Origin of the sequence: Silicimonas lutimaris (genome assembly GCF_047314965.1) — a bacterium.
GTDB lineage: Bacteria > Pseudomonadota > Alphaproteobacteria > Rhodobacterales > Rhodobacteraceae > JAVJUV01.
The window spans coordinates 65,923-85,713 of sequence record NZ_JBLBVK010000050.1 but is presented as its reverse complement, the minus strand read 5'-3'; the positions used below and the strand labels follow the sequence as shown (position 1 = coordinate 85,713).

Here is a 19,791-nt window from a genome sequence, read left to right as displayed (position 1 = left end):
AATTGGCCAATTCCCTCAGGCAGGACACTCGCCAGGCAAGCTCGTTGAAACGAACAAAGATAAAAAAAGTTTGGCGGTGAGGTTATACCTCATCGCCGTCAGTGAAAGAGCGCGACCGTATGGCTCCGCTTCAGAAGGTTGTGGGAACTACCCCAAAATCACATCGCCGAAGTCGCTGTCGAGCGCGAGCTCGAACTCGTCAGCCGTGACCGTAAACGTGATCATTGCGGATGCCGTCCGGCCGTTGCCGTCGGAGATCGTGTACTCCAAGGATGTATCGATTGCTTCTCCCGGAGAGAGGTCGGCGAACTCGAACTCGGCATCGCGGAAACGGACTCGACCGTCCGTGTTCAGAGCGATCTGACCACCGTTAGAGGCATCGCGCCATCCCTGCCAGCCACTCGTTGTTACGGTGTCGCTGCCAACTGCAACGATAGCCACAGCGTCGCCATCGGGATCGCTGTCGTTTGCGAGAACGTTTTCACCTTCGAGTTTCCGCGCAGTGCCAGTGCCGTCGTATAGTTGCGAGGCCAGGATCGTGCCATTTTCGTCGTCGTTTGCAACTGGCGCAGCATTCGGGCCGGTGATCGCATCGCCTTCAATCACAAAGGTAATCGTTCCAATATCTCTTCCGCCATTTCCATCGGAGACAGTGTACGTGATCGATGTCTCGACCACCTCTCCAAGTCGCAGATTGGCGAAGTCGCCGTCGGCATCCCGAAACTGAACCCGGCCGTCGGTATTCAGGACGATCTGCCCGCCTTGCGACGCATCCCGCCAGCCTTGCCACCCAGCCCCGGTGACCGCCACACCGTCGATCGCAACGATGGTTAAGCTGTCGCCATTCGCGTCGCTGTCATTCGACAGGACATTCGGGCCGCTGATCTTAACTGCGGTTCCGTCGGAGTTAAGCGAAGAGGCAAGGATGTTCGACGACGTGTCATCGTTGGCTTCCGGGGAAGAATTCACTCCAACAACGGCAATACCCTCAATGACGTAAGTTACGGTTGCATCAGAGGTTCCGCCATTCCCATCGGAAATCGTGTAGGTAATCGATGTCTCCGCCCGTTCGCCAAGGGGAAGTTGACTGAAATCGCCATCGGGATCGCGAAACTGGACCCGCCCGTCGGTGTTCATGGCAATCTGGCCGCCGTTGGAAGCATCCCGCCACCCTTGCCATCCGCTACCCGTTACCGCGACACTATTGATTTCAACGATACTTAACCCATCGCCATCATCATCGGTATCGTTCACAAGGACATTCGTTCCATCAACCTTCAGCACTTGACCTGTTGACGAGGTCAGTTCCGAAATAAGAAACGGACCGTTCTCATCGTCACTTGCCAGAGGCGTGGTGTTAGTTGACGTCTCGCCTTCGAAGTAACCGGTGAACCCGTTGATGCGAACAGCCTGATTGTTCCCTGCGCCACCGGTGGATGCCGTGATTGCAAGATAGGCCGCAGTTTGTCCGCCGAAGTGGGTTCCTGTCAGATCACCTGTCAGGCTGTCGATCAGAATTCCATCAAGTGTATAGCTTATCGTCTGCGTCTGGGCGTCCCAGATCACCACGACATCGTGCCAGAGGCCATCTTCAAGCGGAGCCAGCGCCGTATGCGCTCCGACTTCGGTCAGCGCTCCACCATTGGTCGTTATGAACCCGGAATGGGTGTCGCTGACTTCGGCGCCAGCGTTATTCCAGGTGTCGAATTCGATCCCGAACACATTGGCAATTCCGGAAACTCCGAGACTCCCGCCCTGACCACCGACCGCGTCCGAGGTGTACGGGTCGTTGTGGAACGCAATCGCCATCCCATCGGCTGCGTCCTTGTCACCCAGATAAAGCGAAACGTTGAGGGTGAAGTCCTGTGCGAAATCTATACGTTGATTGGTCACAACGCTACCGGAAGACCAAGTTTGGTCCGGTGTCAGGAGAAACTCGTTGTCGGCGGCCTGCAAGTCGGCTTCGCCATTCAATGTCACGAAAGCGCCAAGCTGCGGCAGGTACCGCTCGCCGCCGAGCCCGACCATGATGGTGGCGGCCTCCGATGGAACTCCATTTTCATCCAGAACGAAGACCATCCAAGCGCCCGGCGTGAGGATATTCGAATTGCTGCCCGGATCGACCGTGACGATGCCGGAGGCATTGTCGACAGAGAAATTCGCTTCGATAAATCGCGTTTCCATGTTCAACGTGTGCGTGACGGTCCCGCTTTTCACCATGGTTACGCGGGTAACGCTTGTCGGGTCATCGACGGTGAGCTGAAAACTTGCCCTTTGTTCGATGGTTCTGGGCGCCTCGAGGATGTCGATCGCATCCGCCCGCGCTCCGGCGCCGCTCTCGAACAGCATTTCAGGGTAGTAGAACTCGCCGTTCAACTGTGTGAATGGGCCAGGCGCGCCGCCTCCCAGGGACAGGACAGAGCCATCGGGCAGGAGAATGGCGGTGGAGTGATAGAGCCGTCCATTGGCTTCGCCATCGCCGATCGTGACTGTCCCGGTCGAAGGCGAAAAGATCACCGCATCGGTGTAGAGTGTACCCAACCCGCCGACATCCGTCGCGCTGCCGCCTCCGAACACACCGACGTTGCCGTTGGCGAGGACCGTCATGTTCGAGAAATATCTGGGCGCTCCAATATCCGCGACCATGGAAGCGACCGGAGAGGCGCCCGAGACATTCACCGACCAGAGTTCGCCTGCAGTCGACATGATCAGGAATGTATCCACGCCGTACATGACCGCCGGCAGATTATTGGCAGAACTGAATGGCAGATCACCGTAATACGCGATTGATCCATCCCCGGATGGATCAAGGCGATACATCGTGCCTGCGCCAAGATTCGTTATGATGGCGACGTCACCGTCGGACGTCTCCCAAGCGCGGGGGTAGAACCAGCCCGATGCAATTGCGCCCGAGGCTGCGCCATCGAGCGTCTTGAAGCCGCCTCCCGGTGTGTAGAGCTCGGGGGTTCCCTGTCCGACCTTGTTCTCATCGATTCCGCCCAGAACGAGGATCTTGCCATTGGAAAGCGTCACGGCAGTTGCATACCACCGGGCGTAAGTCAGACCGGTTTCTGTGGTCGGCAGTGCGGATAGGGCAAGTGTCTCCGTGTCGAGGACGTTCACATCCTTGACGCCCGCGTTGACGGTTCCCAAGGGCCGTGCATCACCGCCAATGATCAGAATGTCGCCGGTTTCGGGTACGAGTACCGAGACTGAGCAAAAGATGTCGGTGCCCGTGGAGTTGGGCAGCGTATAGTGCGTGTCGGTCTGGTAGTCCCAGATGTCATAAAAAACCTGGCCGCCTTGCATGCCCAGTTCATCGGTCCCGAACGTCAGCAGCTGGTTGTCTGCCGTCAAGGTTGCGTGGATGCCGATCAGCGGCCACTCCTGCACGCCGGTCCATACACCGCCACCGTCAACATCAATTGAAGGAGAGAGAGAATCTGACATTTGAAATACCCCAACTCATAAAAAAGCGGGGCTTCGGGGTGTGTTCACCCTGGCTCTCTGAATTGAGAAAATTGCCCCACCCAACTCAACTGCGGGCACGCTATCCGAACTCGTCATCTTTGCAAGGTTTTTTTGCGGGCTGCACTAACGCCAGGTACGTTGCGGATTTATCTTTGAAATCCAGATTGATAGCCGGAAAACCTCAAAATCGCAGGCCATTTAAGAAGTGTTAGTTGAACCCACGATTGCGCGAAGTGGATTGAACCTGCAGCGTTCGTATCGATTTGCCTGCAACCTTGGGTGGAACATGGACTCTTGGGCGGAATGACCGCATTCCGACGACCTTCGGGAGCGCAAGCTTCCGAACAGGGAATTGCCATATTTTGAGTCTCCCATTAATAATATCGATAATTTTTGGTGACTTGCAGGGGCGCCGGTGTCCTTACCAGTCACTTCGGTGTCAGATGGGGCCATTTGCCTGAGGAGTTGAGGTATTTCGATGTTTAGAGCTTTGATCTTTTGGATATTTGCAGGTGGTTTCGCCGCGGCCGAGCAGTTGCCGATATTCGATGCCCATATCCACTACAGCCATGACGCCGTGCGCATGGTGCCCCCCGAACAGGTGGCGGCCATTCTGCGCGAGGCAGGCGTGGTTAAGGCGCTTGTGTCGAGTTCCGACGATGACGGAACGCAAAGGTTGCAAGCCGCCGCGCCGGAAATTGTCATGCCGGCGCTGCGGCCCTATCGGAGAAGAGGGGAAACCGGTACATGGATGCACGATCCTGAGGTGATCGACTACCTCGAAGCTCGACTGGCCGAACATGAGTATCATGCCATCGGGGAATTTCATGCGTTTGGCGACGACATCAAGACTCCGGTCGTACAGCGCATGATCGAATTGGCTCGGGAACGCGATTTGCTTTTGCATCATCACGGTGACCGCGAGGCATTGGATTTAATTTTCGAGGCTTGGCCGGAGGCGCGTGTACTTTGGGCACATTCGGGCTTTTCCCGGCCAGATCAAGTTGCAGACGCTCTGGCCAACTATCCTCGACTTTGGGCCGATCTGGCTTTCCGGTCGGACATGGCCGGGCGAGACGGGGTTGATCCGGAATGGGAAAAGGTATTTCTGGCTTATCCAGACCGCTTCATGGTGGGCACCGATACATACACGCCGGAACGCTGGTACTTTGTGGGGCCGCATGCGGACATGTCGCGCGCGTGGCTGGCGGGTTTGCCCGACGAACTTGCGCGCAAGATCGCTTTCGAAAATGCGCAGCGGATGCTTTCTCCGGAATGAAGGCCACGGTTTGCGCGATCTGCATGCCGTGCATCGGTTGGGCCTGCGATGCCGGGGGCACGCCGATGGCACCGCTGAGCTTGGGAGCGCCGGAGGTATCGGTAAGTTTTGGCCGTCCGCCGGTAGCCCGGCCGTTCTCGATGGAGCTGACATTCTGTGAAGGTGCGCCTGACCGGTTCGAGATCGACGTCTCCATGCCGGCTCACCAACACGGCATGAATTATTCGCCCAAGATATCGGAACTGGGCGAGGGGCGGTTTCTGGTGGAGGGTATGTTCTTTCACATGCCCGGCGTGTGGCAGATTCGAGTTGATGCCGAAACGGCTCGCGGGCCTGTCGGCTATGTATTGGATATCCGTGCTCAATGAGGCGATTATTTTTCGCGCTGTGCCTGATGTTCGTGGCGGGCGGAGCCTTGGCGCAGGTTATCCTTTCCGATGACGAGATCGCCCTTGCGCTGGCTCATGGACCTTGGCCCTCAGAGTGGAGGCCTGATTCATCCAATCGCGTCTCGGGATTGTCTAAGGCCGTGACACTTGGCGAGGCGCTGTTTCACGATCCGATTCTGTCGCGGGACGGAACTATGAGTTGCGCCACCTGCCATGTTCCAGAAAACGGCTTTTCCGATGGCCTCACTCGAGGTCAGGGCCGCGTCGCACTTGATAGAAATACCCTGTCACTGTGGAACCTGACCCAGCACCGGTGGTTCGGTTGGTCTGGCGATACCGACAATCTCTGGGCGCAAAGCATGACGCCCATCCTGAACCCCCGAGAGATGGGCCACGATACGGAAAGCCTGAAGGTTGCACTTTCTTCATCACCCCATGTCGAAGCCTATGAAGCGCTATTCGGCAGGTTGGACCAGCATGAAGGTCAAACCATTGCGGTCAATGTGTCGAAGGCGTTGGCGGCGTTCCAGGAAACTCTCGTCACCGGGGTCACGCCGTTCGACAGTTTCCGACTCGCGTTGGAAAATGGGGACGTCGTGACAGCGGGTCTCTATCCGCTGGCGGCCCAAAGGGGATTGCGCATCTTCGTGGGAAAAGGTCGTTGTGCTGTCTGTCATTTTGGGCCGGCCTTCACCAACGGTGAGTTTCACGATGCGGGCGTGCCATACTTCATGGCCGGCGCTGGCGTTGATCAGGGGCGCTTTGGCGGGCTGACAGCGCTCTTCGCCAGCCCGTACACACTGGACGGGGCGTTTAGCGACGATCCTGACAGAACCGGAGCCTGGGCGGTACGTGGAGTACAGAGATTGCCGAACGATTTCGGCTTGTTCCGCGTCCCAGGACTTCGGAACGTTGCTCTGACCGGACCTTACATGCACGACGGAAGCCTTCCCGATCTTCATGCCGTTGTCAGGCACTATAACGAAATCGATCTCGAGCGCATGCATGCCGACGGTGAAGCGATCCTGCGTCCGCTTGGTCTGTCGGATGGCGAAGTGAATGACCTTGTCAGCTTCTTGGAGAGTCTGACTGAGGGGCGATGACGCGGGACTTCTAGCCATTGATTTGAAGCCCACCAGTATTTCCCAAGACCAATGCCGTTCCTTCTGTTTTCGCAGAAACATTTGAACAGCGTTTTCCGCTGGGCGTCGGTCTTACGTTCAAAACCAAAAGAGAAGGGAACAGGCGCCAGACGTCGCATTGCTTCTGCGATATCGGCCTCAGTCACTCGGTTTGCACGGTGACATTGGGTTGTGCGAGGAAAAGTGGCGTCGGCCTCATTCAGGGAGCAGGACGGGTCCCTTTTCGGCCAGGCCGAGGCGGATTTCGGTTCCCGGTTCCAACGGCGCGTCGACATCGTCGTGGACCGCGAATACCTGTCCGAAGTCACCCGTCAGCGTATATTCCATCCGCACGCCTACATAGGTCGCCTTGGCCACTGTAGCGGCGAAGCCTTCCTCGGTGCCAATCCGGAGTCGCGAAGGCCGTACTGCAAGCGTAGCGTTGCCAGGCGAAAGGCCCCGCGCTGGCAACACGTGGCGGTGGCCGCCAATCTCGATTGTGGCCATATCGCCATCTACGCTGACAATCTGGCAGGCTAGCAGATTTGCCTCGCCAATGAAGTCCGCGACGAAACGATCATTTGGTGCGTCGTAGAGTTGTCGGGGTGTTCCGATTTGCGCGATGGCAGCATTTCGCATGACGACGATTTCGTCCGAAACCGCCAGCGCCTCCTCCTGATCGTGAGTGACGTATACTACAGTGAGACCAAGGTCTTGCTGGATGGCGCGTATATCCTCACGCACCTGACGGCGGAGTTTGGCGTCGAGGTTCGATAAGGGTTCGTCAAAGAGGAGTACCTGCGGTTCCAGTACCAGCGCACGTGCCACGGCTACGCGCTGTTGCTGGCCGCCAGAGAGTTCGGACGGCAAGCGGTTGTCGAAGCCTTTGAGGCCAACAAGGTCCAATCCGGTCAGCGCCCGCGACCGAGCTTCGGGTTTTCCGAAACCGGAGAAGGTCAGGCCGTACATCACGTTCTCGAGAACGGTCATGTGCGGAAACAGTGCATAGGACTGGAAAACCATCGAGACGTCGCGGTCGGTGGCCGGCAGTTTCGTCACGTCGCGGTCTCCGATCATGATCTTGCCGGACGTCGCCATTTCAAGGCCTGCGATCATTCGCAGAGTCGTGGTTTTTCCGCATCCCGAGGGTCCGAGGAGGGTGACGAGCTTTCCCGCCTCGACGTTGAGGTTGATCGCGTCAACGGCGACGACGTCTTTCCCGAAGACCTTGGAGACGTTTTCGAAGCGGACCGGTGCGGCTTTGGAGCCGATTTTCGTGTCGGTCATTTTGTCTTCTCCGTTCCGTGATGGGTGCGCCGCCCGATCTGCACCCGGCCAACAAGAAGCTGCAGTAGTCCGACTGCCGCTAGCATCACGAAGATCAGCGTTGTGGAATAGGCGATGGCGAGGCCGTAGTCGTTATTCTCCACGCGTCCGATGATGTAGCTGGTGGCCATGTCGTATTCCGCCGACACGAGGAAGATCACCGCCGAGATCGCCGTCATGGCGCGTACGAAGCTGTAGACAAGCGCGGCGAGGATCGCCGGGCGGAGCAGGGGCAGGATCACGCGGCGGAAGGTCTGCCACGAGTTCGCGCCAAGGGTGAGGGAGGACTCATCTAGGCTGCGGTCGAGCTGGCTCATGGAGGCAATTCCGGCCCGGACGCCCACGGGCATGTTCCGGAAGATGAAGCTGATGACGAGGATCACCCCGGTGCCGGTGATCTCGATCGGGGGCACGTTGAAGGCGAGGATGTAGCTCACTCCGATGACCGTTCCGGGAATGGCGAAGGACAGCATCGTGCCGAACTCGAATGCGTTTTTTCCTGCAAAGCTTTGTCGTGTGAGCAGGTAGGCGGTCACGAGGCCGACCGCTGCGGTTAGTGGCGCCGCGATGGCTGCGATCATGATCGTGGTCCAAAAGCTGTCCCAGGCCGCGCCAGTCCACCGGATACCCTCGTCCTCGAAGCGGACTGAAAAGGCCGTAACATAGTGTTTGAAGGTCAGCGAGTTGTTGAGGCCCCAAAGCTCTACCATGCTGCCGTAGATAATCATCACGTAGACGATTGCGGTGAACAGCGCCCACCCGATCGCGATCACGAGAACCGGTATTGCAAGGCCTCTGGGCATCGGCGGATGAACGCCTGCATCGCCTTTGCCGGTCACGGTCGTATAGCTCTTCTTTCCGAGCCAAGCGCGCTGGGCATAAAAGGCCGAAAGCGTGAAGAAGAGGAGCACCATCGCGAGGACGGCGGCGCGGCCCTGATCGTATTGTGCGCCAACGATGGCGAAGAAGATCTCCGTCGACAGAACGTCGAAATTGCCGCCAAGAACCAACGGGTTGCCGAAGTCAGCCATGCTCTCGATGAAGCCCAGCAGAAAAGCATTGGCGAGACCCGGGCGCATCAGCGGAAGTGATACCGTGCGGAACGTCTGCCATTTGTTCGCGCGAAGCGTTTGTGCAGCCTCCTCCATCGAGGGGGAAACACCTTCCACGACGCCGATGAGGACGAGGAAGGCGATGGGCGTGAAGGCAAGGGTTTGGGCGATTAGAATGCCTGGCAGCCCGTAGAGCCAGCGCGTGGGCTGAATGCTGAACAACTCGGCAAAGAAGACAGTCACCGTTCCCGAAAGCCCGAAGAGCAGGATCAGTGCGAGGCCGATTACGAAGGGCGGCGTGATGATCGGGAGGACGGTCAGCGCCCGCAGCGCGCGCTTGTATCGGAAGCCCGAACGGGTCACGACCAACGCAAAGGCAAGCCCCAGAACTGTCGTGATAAGGCCGACCGCGATGGCGAGAAAGAGCGAATTCCACGCCGCTCCGCACCGCGCGCCCCAAAAACATCCAAGCCCCCAAAGCCGATCATCGAAGAATTTGGACAGGAAGACCGCGACGGAATAGGCGCCGTCCTCGGTGATGAAAGCAGCGAACAGCATCTTCGCGATGGGAAAGAATACGAAGGCAGTGACAATGGCGATAATGCCTCCGATGGCACTGACCACGAAAACGTCGCCGTTGATCGCCCCCCGCGCGGCAATGCCTTGGGTCAGCAGGAAAAGGAAGGCGGCGGCACATATCATCGCGCCGTATCCCATGCCGAACTGCCTGTCGCCGAGTTCGCCGAAGAGCGCCTCGAGCCAGCTGTAGGTGTAGCCGCGCACACCGATCCCGAAGCCCTGCGCGATGAGCCATCCGAAGCCGAGAGCACCGGAAAGGATCAGGATGCGGGCATAAAGCGGATCGGATTTGAGGCGTCCGACGACCAGGAAAGGCAGTGTCAGAGGAACGAGAAGCGGCGACAGCCAAAGCTTTTCGCCTTGCCCGATCAGGAAGGCGGCAGGCGCGTAATCTTCATCGAATGGATATCCGTCGGTAAGCCAAGCGAACGACCAGAGGCCATCCTCTACCATATACCATGGCAGCAGGCAGAACCCTACCCACCCGGCGAGGATCCAGAAGATCAGAACCGGGTGGGCGGTCTTGTTTGAAGTGTCGACGCGCACGTCTTACTGCGGCAGGACCGAAACTTCTTCGTCCCACTTTTGCAGCAGGCGCTTGCGCTCATCGGAAGAGCCGTACTTCACGAAGTCGTAGTCGATGAGCTTGATCGTGGACATGTCCGGCGCCTTGTCCGAGGTCATGGCACCCTTGTTCGACGGAACCTGGAACGCATTGACCTGAAGCGCGAGGTTCTGCGCTTCGGCCGAAAGCGCCCAGTCGTAGAACTTCTTGGCTTCTTCCTCGTTCCGCGCGCCGTCGATGATCGACATGGAGCCGATCTCGTAGCCGGTGCCTTCGCACGGCGCCACGACCTTGATCGGGAAGCCTGCGACCGCTTGTGCCACAGCATCGTGCATGAATACGATGCCGATGGTATTTTCCCCGAGACCGGCAGCCTTAATCGGGGCGGAGCCGGACTTGGTGTACTGGTTGATGTTGGCGTGGAGCCCCTTCATGAACTCGAAACCTTCATCTTCACCGAAGATTTGAACCATCGATGCAAGGGTCGTGTAGGCGGTGCCCGACGAATTCGGGTTCGCCATCTGCACATGTCCCTTGTACTCGGGTTTCAGAAGGTCGGCCCAGCACGCGGGTTCCGGCAGGCCGTTCGATGCCAGCAGATCGGTGTTGTAACCATAGCCAAGCGCACCGGAATAGATTCCGATCGTGCGGTTGCCGGCGCTTTCGGCCTGGCTGATCGCCCAGCCATGAAGCTGATCGCGCATCGGCGAAATGTATTCCATCGTCAGGCCTTCTTCGGCGGCCTGAAGATGGGGATCTCCGGTGCCACCCCACCAGACGTCGCCTTTGGGGTTCGATGCCTCGGCGCGGATCTGGGCGAAGGTCTCGCCACTCGACTTCCGCGTCATGTCGACATCGATTCCGGTGGCGTCCTCGAAGCTACGCGCCATGAGTTGGCACCAGTCTTCCTGCGCCGAGCAGTACAGTGCCAGCCTGTCGGCCTGAGACGCGCTGACCGATGCTGTCAGAGCAATCAACGAGCCCGCGAATGTTGCAGTAATTTTTTTCATGTTTCTCCTCCCTTGGAATTCAGATTGCCCGGTTTGACCGGTGCGTTTTCAGTTTGCCCGCTTTCACGAGGCCTTTCGCATGTCTTCAATGATCGCCAACCTGCAGGTGTCCTTTCCCAGTTCCTTAAGCAGATCAGACAGTTCCTCCTCATTCACGAGTTTCGCCGCCTTTCGCGGCGAGAACCAGTGCCTTTTTCTCTCGTTGCGCTCTTTCCAGCGCTTTTTCAACCGCTCGACGATCATGGGATAGACGACAACCCGGCATCGGACATGTGTCCGACGGTTCAGGCGCTTGTCATAGTGATAGGTGCCGATCGGGTTTTCCGAGATGAATCCCACAGCGCCTGCTTCTTCCAACGCCTCAATCTCGGCGGCTCGCCAAGGTTTCTTTCCGTCCATGAGCCAGCCTTTCGGCATCACCCAGCGCCCGCTGTCGCGGGAGGTAATCATGAGAACGCGTAGCTTGCCGTTCCTGTCCCAGTGAACGGGCAGGGCGGCGATCTGCTCAATAAGGTCCTTCCCGACGCTCATGCGGGCCCCTTCGCGCCATGCGGCTGGACCAGCCGGCTATCCAGAAGGTCGCCGGTTTCCTCGGCTATCGGATACGCCACGTAGCTGAGGGCTGCATTGATCTGCTTGAGAAGCCGGAGTGTCTCTTGGTGGATATTGGTGGTCTCGATGCTGGCGGTTGCACCCTGCTGCAGGCGCTTGAGGTGCTTTTCCTGCAGCTTTTGCTCTTCGAACCTGATCCTGTCCTTTTCCGCGACAAGCTGCCTGGCGGCCTCGGCATCGCCCGTCGTCAGAACGCTCAAAGCCAACTGGCCGTTTGTCGAGACCTGGTCATGAAAGTTCTCGATGTCCTTAAGGCCTTCTGGCGAGAAGGTGACAGCTTCATCGTGCAGTTTGCGCGCCAGGGCCAACAGGCTGACCGCGATCCGGTCCGCCGCTTCCTCGAGATTGTTCGCCGTCGCAACGATCTCGAGAGTTCTTTTGTCGTGAACTTGCGGAAGTTCGTTTTCGCGTAACTGCGAGATATAGATCTTGGTCTCGAAGTGCATGCGGTCGATGTCATCCTCGCGCCGCTCGATCATGCGCGCGAGATCGGGATCCCATTCCCGGAAAAGCCGCATGACGGGAACCAGTATGGCCTGCACGGTCTCGGCCATTCGCAGCAGTTCGCGCTGGGCGCAGGCAAGCGCCAGAGGAGGATGGTCAAGCGCACCTTTATCCAGTGCGCTGACAGTCTCGGTCGAGGTGTCAGGGTGTCTTGGCAGGACTTTTTCCGCCAGCCTGGTCATCAGGCCGACGAGTGGCAGGGCGAGCAACAGAAGAGTGGCGTTTAGAAACAGGTGAAGCAGCACGGCCTGTTGGCCGGGCGGGAGTCCAAGAGTCGCGAGGTTAAGAGTGCCAGCGATAAGCAGCCCGAGAAACAAGAGCGTGATCCCCCCGCGCGCCAGAAGATTCCCGAGAACCAAAAGCCGTGCGGGACGTTCTGCGGACCAGAGCAGTACGAATGGAATAACCGCGCCGCCAAGGTTCGCTCCAATGACCAGAGCCAGGGCCACCGGAGCCGCGATAACATTACTAGCCGCAAAGGTCGCGAATGTTAGAACCGCCGCCAGGCTGGAATGCATCGCCCAAGCAAGAATTGCACCGATGACATATGCGCTTACAAGATCGGCTTCGAAGTAGGCCGTGATCGCCAAAACGATCTGGTTTTCGACAATGGGTTCCGCCGCATCGCGTATCATGCCGAGCGCGATCAGAACTAGCGCGAAGCCGATAACGATGCGGCCGATCTGCTTGGTCTTGCGCTGGCGTGCATTGAAGAAGATGGCGACACCCAAGAGCAGGACAAATGGTATCAACGCCTTAATGGGCAGAAAAAGGACCTGCGCCATCATCGCCGATCCAAGATCGGCTCCCAAAAGCAAAGCGAGGGCGGAATGAGGGGGCAGCATCCCAGATACCGCGAAGCCAGCGCCGATCAACGCCACTGCAGTAGAGCTTTGCATCAGCATGGCCGCCAGGCCGCCGCCTGCCGCTGCCGAAAGCGTATTGTTCGACAGGTTTTTGAGGGCGCGCTTCAATTCGGGTAGGAAGGCGCGTTCGACACCTGTCCGAATGAGCCGAACGGACCAGAGCAGAAGGGCGACTGATGCCGCGAGGTTCACGGCAAGGACTATCATCCGCTGGTGTCTCCGGTCTTGGTTTTCCGGCGCATTTGGTGTCGAGGACCCCTCAAACTCCTGAGTCTGGTCAAATTCACACCACCCATTAGAGGCTTATGCAACAAAAATATTTGCAAAATGACAGAAACACCACAAAAGTGCATCGGGAAGGAAAGCGGTATTTTGAATGTCGAAGGCAAAAACGCTCAAAACCGATACGGAAAAAAGGCGCGACCGGCTGAAGAAATCCGATCGCCGGAGACAGATTTTGCTGGAACTCAAGTTGCGTCCGCATGTCCGTATCAGTGAGTTGGCGCGGCGGTTCAGTGTTTCGACCGAGACGCTCCGTCGTGATTTCGACGCACTGGCTGACGACGGCCTGATCGCGCGCGACCACGGTGGAGCCTCAGCGCCCACGCAGGGGCACTATCCAAGCCTGGATGAAAGAACGAACGCACGGATCGAGGAGCGAAAACGCATCGGGCTGGTCGCAGCGGGTCTGATTCAGGATGGCGAGACGGTGATGATCGATTCCGGCTCCACCACGATCCAGATGGCGCGCGCGCTGGCCTACCGCGGCACGCAGTGCACTGTCATCACGAATTCGATTCCAGTGGCCATGACGATAGGGCACGGTGCGACTGAGGTTCTTTTGTGCCCGGGCGAATACCTTGCCGCCGAATCAGCGGTAATTGGTACAGAAACGCTTGAATTTCTTGCGCGGTTCAACGTCGATCGATGCATGATCGGCGCGTCAGGCCTTTCGTCGGAGGGGCCGTCCGAGACGATCCGGGGATTCGCTGCGGTCAAACGAATGATGCTTCACAGAGCGGCCAAGCGTCATTTGCTGATCGACTCGCATAAATTCGGATACAAAGGACTGGCACAAGTCGGCGAGATTGCCGATCTCGACTCGGTTGTCATGGACGCGCGACCGCGGGGAGACTTGCTGGCCGCTCTTGAAGGGGCCAATGTAGAAATCATCATTGCTGATGCGGAGTAACAGAAAACTTAAAGCGGCGGTGAAGCCGCGTTACTGGGAGGAACCAAAATGAAACTGGATATCAAACTCTTGCTGGGAGCCTCGGCGATTGCGCTTCTGTCTCTTGGCAGCACTGCCACGGCACAGGATTGTCCGCGCGGTGACCTGGACGAGCGGTTTTGCGATGTCGACGGCGACCTGATCGCGGATATACCGACCGATCCGGCGGATCAGATCGACCCTGACACGTTGATTTTCGCCTACACGCCGGTTGAAGATCCTGCGGTCTACAAGACCGCGTGGTCGGATTTTCTTGAGCATCTTGAAGCCGAGACGGGCAAGGACGTTGTTTTCTTCCCTGTACAGAACAACGCAGCGCAGATTGAGGCGATGCGGTCGGGCCGTCTCCACATCGCGGGCTTCAACACCGGATCGAACCCCCTTGCGGTGAACTGCGCCGGTTTCCGGCCCTTTACCATCATGGCCTCGAAGGACGGCAATTTCGGATACGAGATGGAGATCATCACCTATCCGGGCTCGGGAATCGAGAAGGTCGAGGATATCAAAGGCAAGCAATTGGCCTTTACCTCGCCCACGTCGAACTCCGGTTTCAAGGCGCCGTCCGCGATCTTGAAGGCTGACTATGACTTGATCCCCGACCGTGACTTCGAACCGGTGTTTTCGGGAAAGCACGACAACTCGATCCTCGGTGTGGCCAACAAGGACTATCCTGCGGCTTCGATCGCAAACTCGGTCAAGTCGCGAATGATCAGCCGGGATGTGATCAAGGAAGATGACGTCATCACGATCTACAAGTCGCAGACCTTTCCGACGACCGGGTTTGGCGTGGTTTATAACCTGAAGCCGGAGCTTCAGGAAAAGATTCGCAACGCCTTTTTCAATTTCGAGTGGGAAGGCACGACGCTGCAGGCCGAGTTCGAGAAGTCGAACGAGGGTCAGTTCCTTGAGATGACATACCAGGAGTTCTGGGAAGTGATCCGCAAGATCGATGCCGCCAACGGTGTATCTTACGCCTGCGAGTGATCCGCTGAGCAACAGACAGGCCCTTTCAGGGCCTGTCAGACCGCCGCGTTAAAGGGCAATTTCATGCTGCGTCTTCAAAAGCTTACAAAGACATACAAGACAGGCGATCAGGCGTTGAAGGCGATTGATCTGGACGTACCAAAGGGGCAGGTTCTCGCGTTGATCGGGCCATCGGGCGCGGGCAAGTCCACCATGATCCGCTGCATTAACCGTCTGGTCGAGCCGACCAGTGGAGCCGTGATGCTTGACGACACGGATCTGGCAAAGCTGGGCTCGGCTGCTCTGCGGAGGGCGCGACGTGAGATGGGGATGATCTTCCAGGAATACGCGCTAGTCGAACGGCTAACGGTCATGGAAAATGTCCTGTCGGGCCGGCTTGGATATGTTGGATTCTGGCGGAGTTTCCTGCGCCGCTATCCGCAATCCGATGTGGATGAGGCGTTCCGCTTGCTGGATCGCGTTGGACTTCTCCACATGGCCGATAAGCGGGCTGACGAATTGTCCGGTGGTCAACGTCAGCGGGTTGGCATCTGCCGCGCGCTTATCCAAAACCCGAAGCTGCTGCTGGTTGACGAACCGACCGCTTCGCTCGATCCCAAGACCAGCCGCCAGATCATGCGGCTGATTACCGAACTGTGCCGGGAGCGAGGTTTGGCAGCCATCATCAACATCCATGATGTAGCGCTGGCGCAAATGTTCGTGCCGCGCGTTGTCGGGCTTCGGTTCGGCGAGATCGTCTACGACGGCGGTCCGACCGGGCTGACACCGGACAAGCTGACCGAGATTTACGGAGAGGAAGACTGGGAAGCGACCATCGAAACAGTCGAGGAAGATGACGACGATATCGAGGCAGCAGTATGAGCCACCGTGAACTGGACGATATGCTGCGCAAGGGATGGCGGAAGCCGCACTTCGTCCGCAACCCGCTTTTGCGCTGGGGGCTGGGTGCGGGCTTTGTCGCTTATCTGATTGCCGCCTTCATGACGATCGAGGTCGATTGGGGCCGGGTCTATGAGGGGCTGGATCGGGGATGGGCGTTCGTCCTGGCGTTCTCCAGCCCGGATTTTGTGTCTCGTTGGAGCGACATCTGGGATGGCCTTCTTGAGAGCATCGTCATGACGGTGGCGGCCTCGGTGGTGGGTATCCTGATATCCATTCCGATTGGGCTGGGCGCCGCGCGCAACATCGCGCCTTTGCCGGTCTACGTCGTTTGTCGCGGGATCGTCGCGATCAGCCGGGCCTTGCAGGAAATCATTGTCGCAATTCTTCTCGTCGCGATTTTCGGGTTTGGGCCGCTGGCGGGTTTCCTCACACTTTCGTTCGCGACCATCGGGTTCCTTTCGAAGCTTCTGGCTGAAGATATCGAGGCGATGGATAAAGCGCAGGCTGAAGCCATCAAGGCCAGCGGTGCACGCTGGATGCAGTGGATCAACTATGGGGTGCAGCCTCAGGTGATGCCGCGACTGGTGGGACTGTCGATGTACCGGATCGACATCAATTTTCGAGAGAGCGCCATTCTTGGCCTGGTGGGTGCGGGCGGGATTGGCGCGACGTTGAACACTGCATTCGACAGGTATGAGTACGACACGGCAGCAGCGATCCTGATCCTGATCATCGGGATCGTGATGGCGCTTGAGTACCTCTCGGGCATAATCCGCGCGAGGGTTCAGTAATGCCGGTGCTGGATCAAGGAAATGTGCAGGTTTGGCGCCGCCGCACCTCGGTCGAGGCTCTTGTCCGCTGGTTTGGATGGCTGATCGGGATCGCGGTCTTTCTTTACTGCTGGCAGAAGATTTCCGAGGCCACGACCTGGTTCTTCGTCTGGGATGCACCGCGCATTGCGGGGGATATCTGGACGAGGGCTACTCCGCCGCGGTGGGAATATATCACACAGTTGGGCCGACCTATCTGGGATACGCTGAACATAGCGACCCTAGGCACGCTTATTGCCTTGTGTATGGCAGTGCCTGTGGCTTTCCTTGCTGCACGGAATACCACTCCGTCGGCACTTTTCATCCGACCTATCGCGCTTCTGATCATTGTCTCTACCCGTTCGATCAATTCGCTGATCTGGGCGCTCTTGCTGATCGCGATTATCGGGCCTGGGGTGTTTGCGGGGGTCGTCGCGATCGCCATTCGTTCCATCGGGTTCTGCGCAAAGCTTCTTTACGAAGCGATCGAGGAGATCGACCATTCACAGGTCGAGGCGATTGCAGCAACCGGGGCAAGCCGCTGGCAGGTCATGGCCTACGGGATCGTGCCTCAAATTCTGCCCGCGTTTGCGGGCATCGCAGTCTTTCGGTGGGACATCAACATCCGCGAATCCACGGTGCTGGGACTTGTCGGCGCGGGCGGCATCGGTTTGCAGCTTTCGGCCTCCTTGAACGTTCTGGCTTGGCCGCAAGTGAGCCTGATCCTCATCGTCATTCTGGTGGCCGTCATCATCAGCGAATGGGTTTCTGCAAAGGTGCGGGGAGCGATCATTTGATATCGATCTCGGCAGAAGAGGCCTTCAACGCCTACGAGGCTGTCAGGCACAGGCTGCCCATTTCAACTGGGAACGCGAGTCGTGCCGAGAAAGTTGAGACATTGGCAGATATAGCCGACCGGTTCGATGTTTTTCTTCTGGACGCTTTCGGTGTGTTGAACATAGGAGAGACTGCAATCCCCGGAGCCTGTGTCCGGGTGGAATCCCTCAAAGCTGCCGGCAAACGGGTTCTTGTGGTGTCAAATGCCGCGAGCCTTCCAGAAACCGAATTGCTGAAAAAGTACAATAGTCTCGGGTTTTCCTTCGTGTTGGAAGATATCGTGACCAGCCGCGCGACACTAGCGGCCGCAATGCCGGACAAAAAGGGCACCCGTTGGGGCGTCATGGCGGCAAGCTCGGCGCAGCTTGATGATTTGGGCGATATGCGCTTCTGCGTGCTCGAGGATGATCCACAGGCGTTCCAGCTGGTGGATGGCTTTCTTCTGATCGGTAGCGCGTCGTGGACGGAACACCGGCAGTTGATGCTCGAGGATGCTCTTAGCGAAAGGCCGCGCCCGGTTCTTGTCGCCAACCCTGATATCGTGGCACCGCGTGAGACCGGATTTTCAGCCGAGCCGGGTCATTTCGCCCACCGATTGGCAGACCTGACCGGCGTGACTCCGGAGTTTTTTGGCAAACCTTTCCGGAACATCTTCGATCTGGCCTTTGAGCGCCTTGGGACGGTCGACAAATCACGGGTTGTCATGGTGGGCGATAGCCTTCACACCGACATTCTAGGTGCGCAGGCGGCGGGGGTTTCTTCGGCGCTTATGGCAAATTTCGGCTTTTTCGCGGGCCACGACATTGAGCGGGCAGTCGCCGCTTCCGGGATCGTGCCCGATTTTATTGTGGAGCGTCCATGACATATTTTTCTGTCATACGCTGTTCACAGAGCGCGATGATAACGCGCGGCACGGGATGGAATTTCCATCCAAACACGCAAACAAAAGGGAGAGTTACATGAAACACACCGTCAGTATTCTTGCCGCTTCGGCGGTTCTGGGTTCCGCGCAGGTCGCCATGGCCCAGACTGAGATCGAATTCTGGCATGCCTTCACCGGGCGTCTGGGCGATTTGGTTGCCGAGCAGGTCGAGACGTTCAACGCGTCGCAGTCCGACTACAAGGTCGTGGCCACGCACAAGGGCAACTATTCGGAGACGCTGAACGCCGGGATCGCGGCGTTTCGCGCGGGCGAACAGCCCGACATCCTGATGGTGTTCGAGGTCGGTACCGCCACGATGATGGCCGCCAAGGGTGCGATCAAGCCGGTCTATGAAGTCATGGGCGATGGGTTCGACCAGTCAAAATATATCGGTTCGGTCAAGGGCTACTACACCTCGCCCGATGGCAACATGCTGTCCTTGCCCTTCAACTCGTCCACGCCTGTTCTCTGGGTCAATCGCGACAAGCTGTCGGAAGCAGGCGTCGACCCTGATACCGACTTGTCGACCTGGGAGCAGGTTGGTGAAGTGCTTGACCAGTTGAAGGCGGCGGGCGTGGATTGCCCGATGACCACTGCGTGGCAAAGCTGGATTCATCTGGAGAACTTTTCGGCCTATCACGACACCCCGTTCGCAACGAAGTCGAACGGATTTGACGGTGCCGATACAGAACTTGCGTTCAACAGCCCGGCGCAGGTGGCGCATATCGGAGCGATGGGGGAGTGGGCCAAAGACGGCAAGTTCATTTATGCCGGACGCCGGAACGAGGGCGGTGCGAACTTCCGCGCTGGCGAATGCGCTCTCTTCACCGAGTCGTCGGCAGGTTACGCCGGCATCAAGTCCGAGGCGCAGTTCGATTTCGAAGTACGTCCGCTGCCCTATTGGAAGGCAGTGGCCGCCGAACCGCAGAACACCATCATCGGTGGTGCCTCGCTTTGGGTGATGGAGGGCCAGTCGGACGAGGAATATGCCGGCGTCGCCGCCTTCATGGACTTCCTGTCGTCTCCCGAGATCCAGGCTAAGTGGCATCAGGACACCGGCTATCTGCCGATCACCGCCGAGGCCGGCGACCTTACGCGGAGCCAGGGCTTCTATGACGCGAACCCCGGCACCGACATTGCGGTAATTCAGATGACGGCGAAAGAGCCTACGGCGAACTCAAAGGGCCTTCGGCTGGGATCGTTCGACCAGATCCGCGGGATCATCGACGAAGAGCTTGAAGCTGTCTGGTCGGGTGACAAGGACGCGCAAACGGCGCTCGACTCGGCGGTCGAACGCGGAAACGCGCTGCTGCGTCGTTTCGAGCAGGCCTCTCGCTAAGCATTGGTGTGCC

General features: G+C 58.2%; 16 protein-coding genes. 10 read left to right on the top strand and 6 right to left on the bottom strand.

Annotated elements, in window-relative coordinates:
• Positions 1–147: 147 nt before the first annotated feature.
• Positions 148–3,450 carry a lectin-like domain-containing protein gene (locus ACKLNI_RS12085; RefSeq protein WP_413719321.1) on the bottom strand — a complete coding sequence of 1,101 codons (3,303 nt, stop codon included), beginning with the start codon at positions 3,448–3,450 and terminating at the stop codon, positions 148–150.
• A 499-nt stretch (positions 3,451–3,949) separates the two neighbouring features.
• Here ACKLNI_RS12085 and ACKLNI_RS12080 point away from each other — a divergent pair, with 499 nt between their 5' ends.
• The 3 genes from ACKLNI_RS12080 to ACKLNI_RS12070 are packed head-to-tail and all read left to right on the top strand — an operon-like array spanning position 3,950 to position 6,242.
• Complete coding sequence (locus tag ACKLNI_RS12080) at positions 3,950–4,750, top strand: amidohydrolase family protein (RefSeq protein WP_413719320.1); 801 nt, start codon at positions 3,950–3,952, stop codon at positions 4,748–4,750.
• On the top strand, positions 4,747–5,118 hold the full coding sequence (locus ACKLNI_RS12075; RefSeq protein WP_413719319.1) for a hypothetical protein: 372 nt from the start codon (positions 4,747–4,749) through the stop codon (positions 5,116–5,118). Before ACKLNI_RS12080 ends, ACKLNI_RS12075 begins: the two co-directional genes overlap by 4 nt.
• A complete protein-coding gene (locus tag ACKLNI_RS12070; RefSeq protein WP_413719318.1) occupies positions 5,115–6,242 on the top strand; it encodes a cytochrome-c peroxidase in 1,128 nt (375 codons plus the stop codon). The genes ACKLNI_RS12075 and ACKLNI_RS12070 overlap by 4 nt, the downstream gene beginning before the upstream one ends.
• Positions 6,243–6,476: 234 nt before the next feature.
• Here ACKLNI_RS12070 and ACKLNI_RS12065 read toward each other — a convergent pair whose 3' ends face one another.
• From ACKLNI_RS12065 to ACKLNI_RS12045, 5 genes are all read right to left on the bottom strand, one after another.
• The gene (locus ACKLNI_RS12065) at positions 6,477–7,547 is read right to left on the bottom strand and encodes an ABC transporter ATP-binding protein (protein ID WP_413719317.1); all 1,071 of its coding nucleotides are present in this window, start codon (positions 7,545–7,547) and stop codon (positions 6,477–6,479) included.
• A complete protein-coding gene (locus ACKLNI_RS12060) occupies positions 7,544–9,763 on the bottom strand; it encodes an ABC transporter permease (RefSeq protein WP_413719316.1) in 2,220 nt (739 codons plus the stop codon). Before ACKLNI_RS12060 ends, ACKLNI_RS12065 begins: the two co-directional genes overlap by 4 nt.
• A 3-nt stretch (positions 9,764–9,766) precedes the next feature.
• Positions 9,767–10,792 (bottom strand): ABC transporter substrate-binding protein, encoded by a 1,026-nt coding sequence (locus tag ACKLNI_RS12055; RefSeq protein ID WP_413719315.1) that lies wholly within the window; start codon positions 10,790–10,792, stop codon positions 9,767–9,769.
• Positions 10,793–10,855: 63 nt separating this feature from the next.
• Positions 10,856–11,323 (bottom strand): NUDIX hydrolase, encoded by a 468-nt coding sequence (locus tag ACKLNI_RS12050; RefSeq protein WP_413719314.1) that lies wholly within the window; start codon positions 11,321–11,323, stop codon positions 10,856–10,858.
• Positions 11,320–12,981, bottom strand: coding sequence for a Na/Pi cotransporter family protein (locus ACKLNI_RS12045; RefSeq protein WP_413719313.1), 1,662 nt, complete (start codon positions 12,979–12,981; stop codon positions 11,320–11,322). Before ACKLNI_RS12045 ends, ACKLNI_RS12050 begins: the two co-directional genes overlap by 4 nt.
• A 169-nt stretch (positions 12,982–13,150) precedes the next feature.
• Between ACKLNI_RS12045 and ACKLNI_RS12040 the strand changes: the two genes are divergently transcribed.
• The 7 genes from ACKLNI_RS12040 to ugpB all read left to right on the top strand — a co-directional run bounded on the left by ACKLNI_RS12040 (position 13,151) and on the right by ugpB (position 19,778).
• Entirely contained in the window at positions 13,151–13,966 is an 816-nt protein-coding gene (locus tag ACKLNI_RS12040; RefSeq protein WP_413719312.1) for a DeoR/GlpR family DNA-binding transcription regulator, read from the top strand.
• 48 nt (positions 13,967–14,014) lie between these two features.
• Complete coding sequence (gene phnD / locus ACKLNI_RS12035) at positions 14,015–14,989, top strand: phosphate/phosphite/phosphonate ABC transporter substrate-binding protein (protein WP_413719311.1); 975 nt, start codon at positions 14,015–14,017, stop codon at positions 14,987–14,989.
• A 63-nt stretch (positions 14,990–15,052) separates the two neighbouring features.
• Positions 15,053–15,850 (top strand): phosphonate ABC transporter ATP-binding protein, encoded by a 798-nt coding sequence (gene phnC, locus ACKLNI_RS12030; RefSeq protein ID WP_413719310.1) that lies wholly within the window; start codon positions 15,053–15,055, stop codon positions 15,848–15,850.
• A complete protein-coding gene (gene phnE / locus ACKLNI_RS12025; protein ID WP_413719309.1) occupies positions 15,847–16,662 on the top strand; it encodes a phosphonate ABC transporter, permease protein PhnE in 816 nt (271 codons plus the stop codon). The genes phnC and phnE (ACKLNI_RS12025) overlap by 4 nt, the downstream gene beginning before the upstream one ends.
• Positions 16,662–17,477 carry a phosphonate ABC transporter, permease protein PhnE gene (gene phnE, locus ACKLNI_RS12020; protein ID WP_413719308.1) on the top strand — a complete coding sequence of 272 codons (816 nt, stop codon included), beginning with the start codon at positions 16,662–16,664 and terminating at the stop codon, positions 17,475–17,477. The genes phnE (ACKLNI_RS12025) and phnE (ACKLNI_RS12020) overlap by 1 nt, the downstream gene beginning before the upstream one ends.
• Complete coding sequence (locus ACKLNI_RS12015; protein WP_413719362.1) at positions 17,441–18,379, top strand: TIGR01459 family HAD-type hydrolase; 939 nt, start codon at positions 17,441–17,443, stop codon at positions 18,377–18,379. The genes phnE (ACKLNI_RS12020) and ACKLNI_RS12015 overlap by 37 nt, the downstream gene beginning before the upstream one ends.
• A gap of 97 nt (positions 18,380–18,476) precedes the next feature.
• Positions 18,477–19,778: a sn-glycerol-3-phosphate ABC transporter substrate-binding protein UgpB gene (ugpB, locus tag ACKLNI_RS12010; protein ID WP_413719307.1), complete on the top strand. Its 1,302-nt coding sequence runs from the start codon at positions 18,477–18,479 to the stop codon at positions 19,776–19,778.
• Positions 19,779–19,791 lie beyond the last annotated feature (13 nt).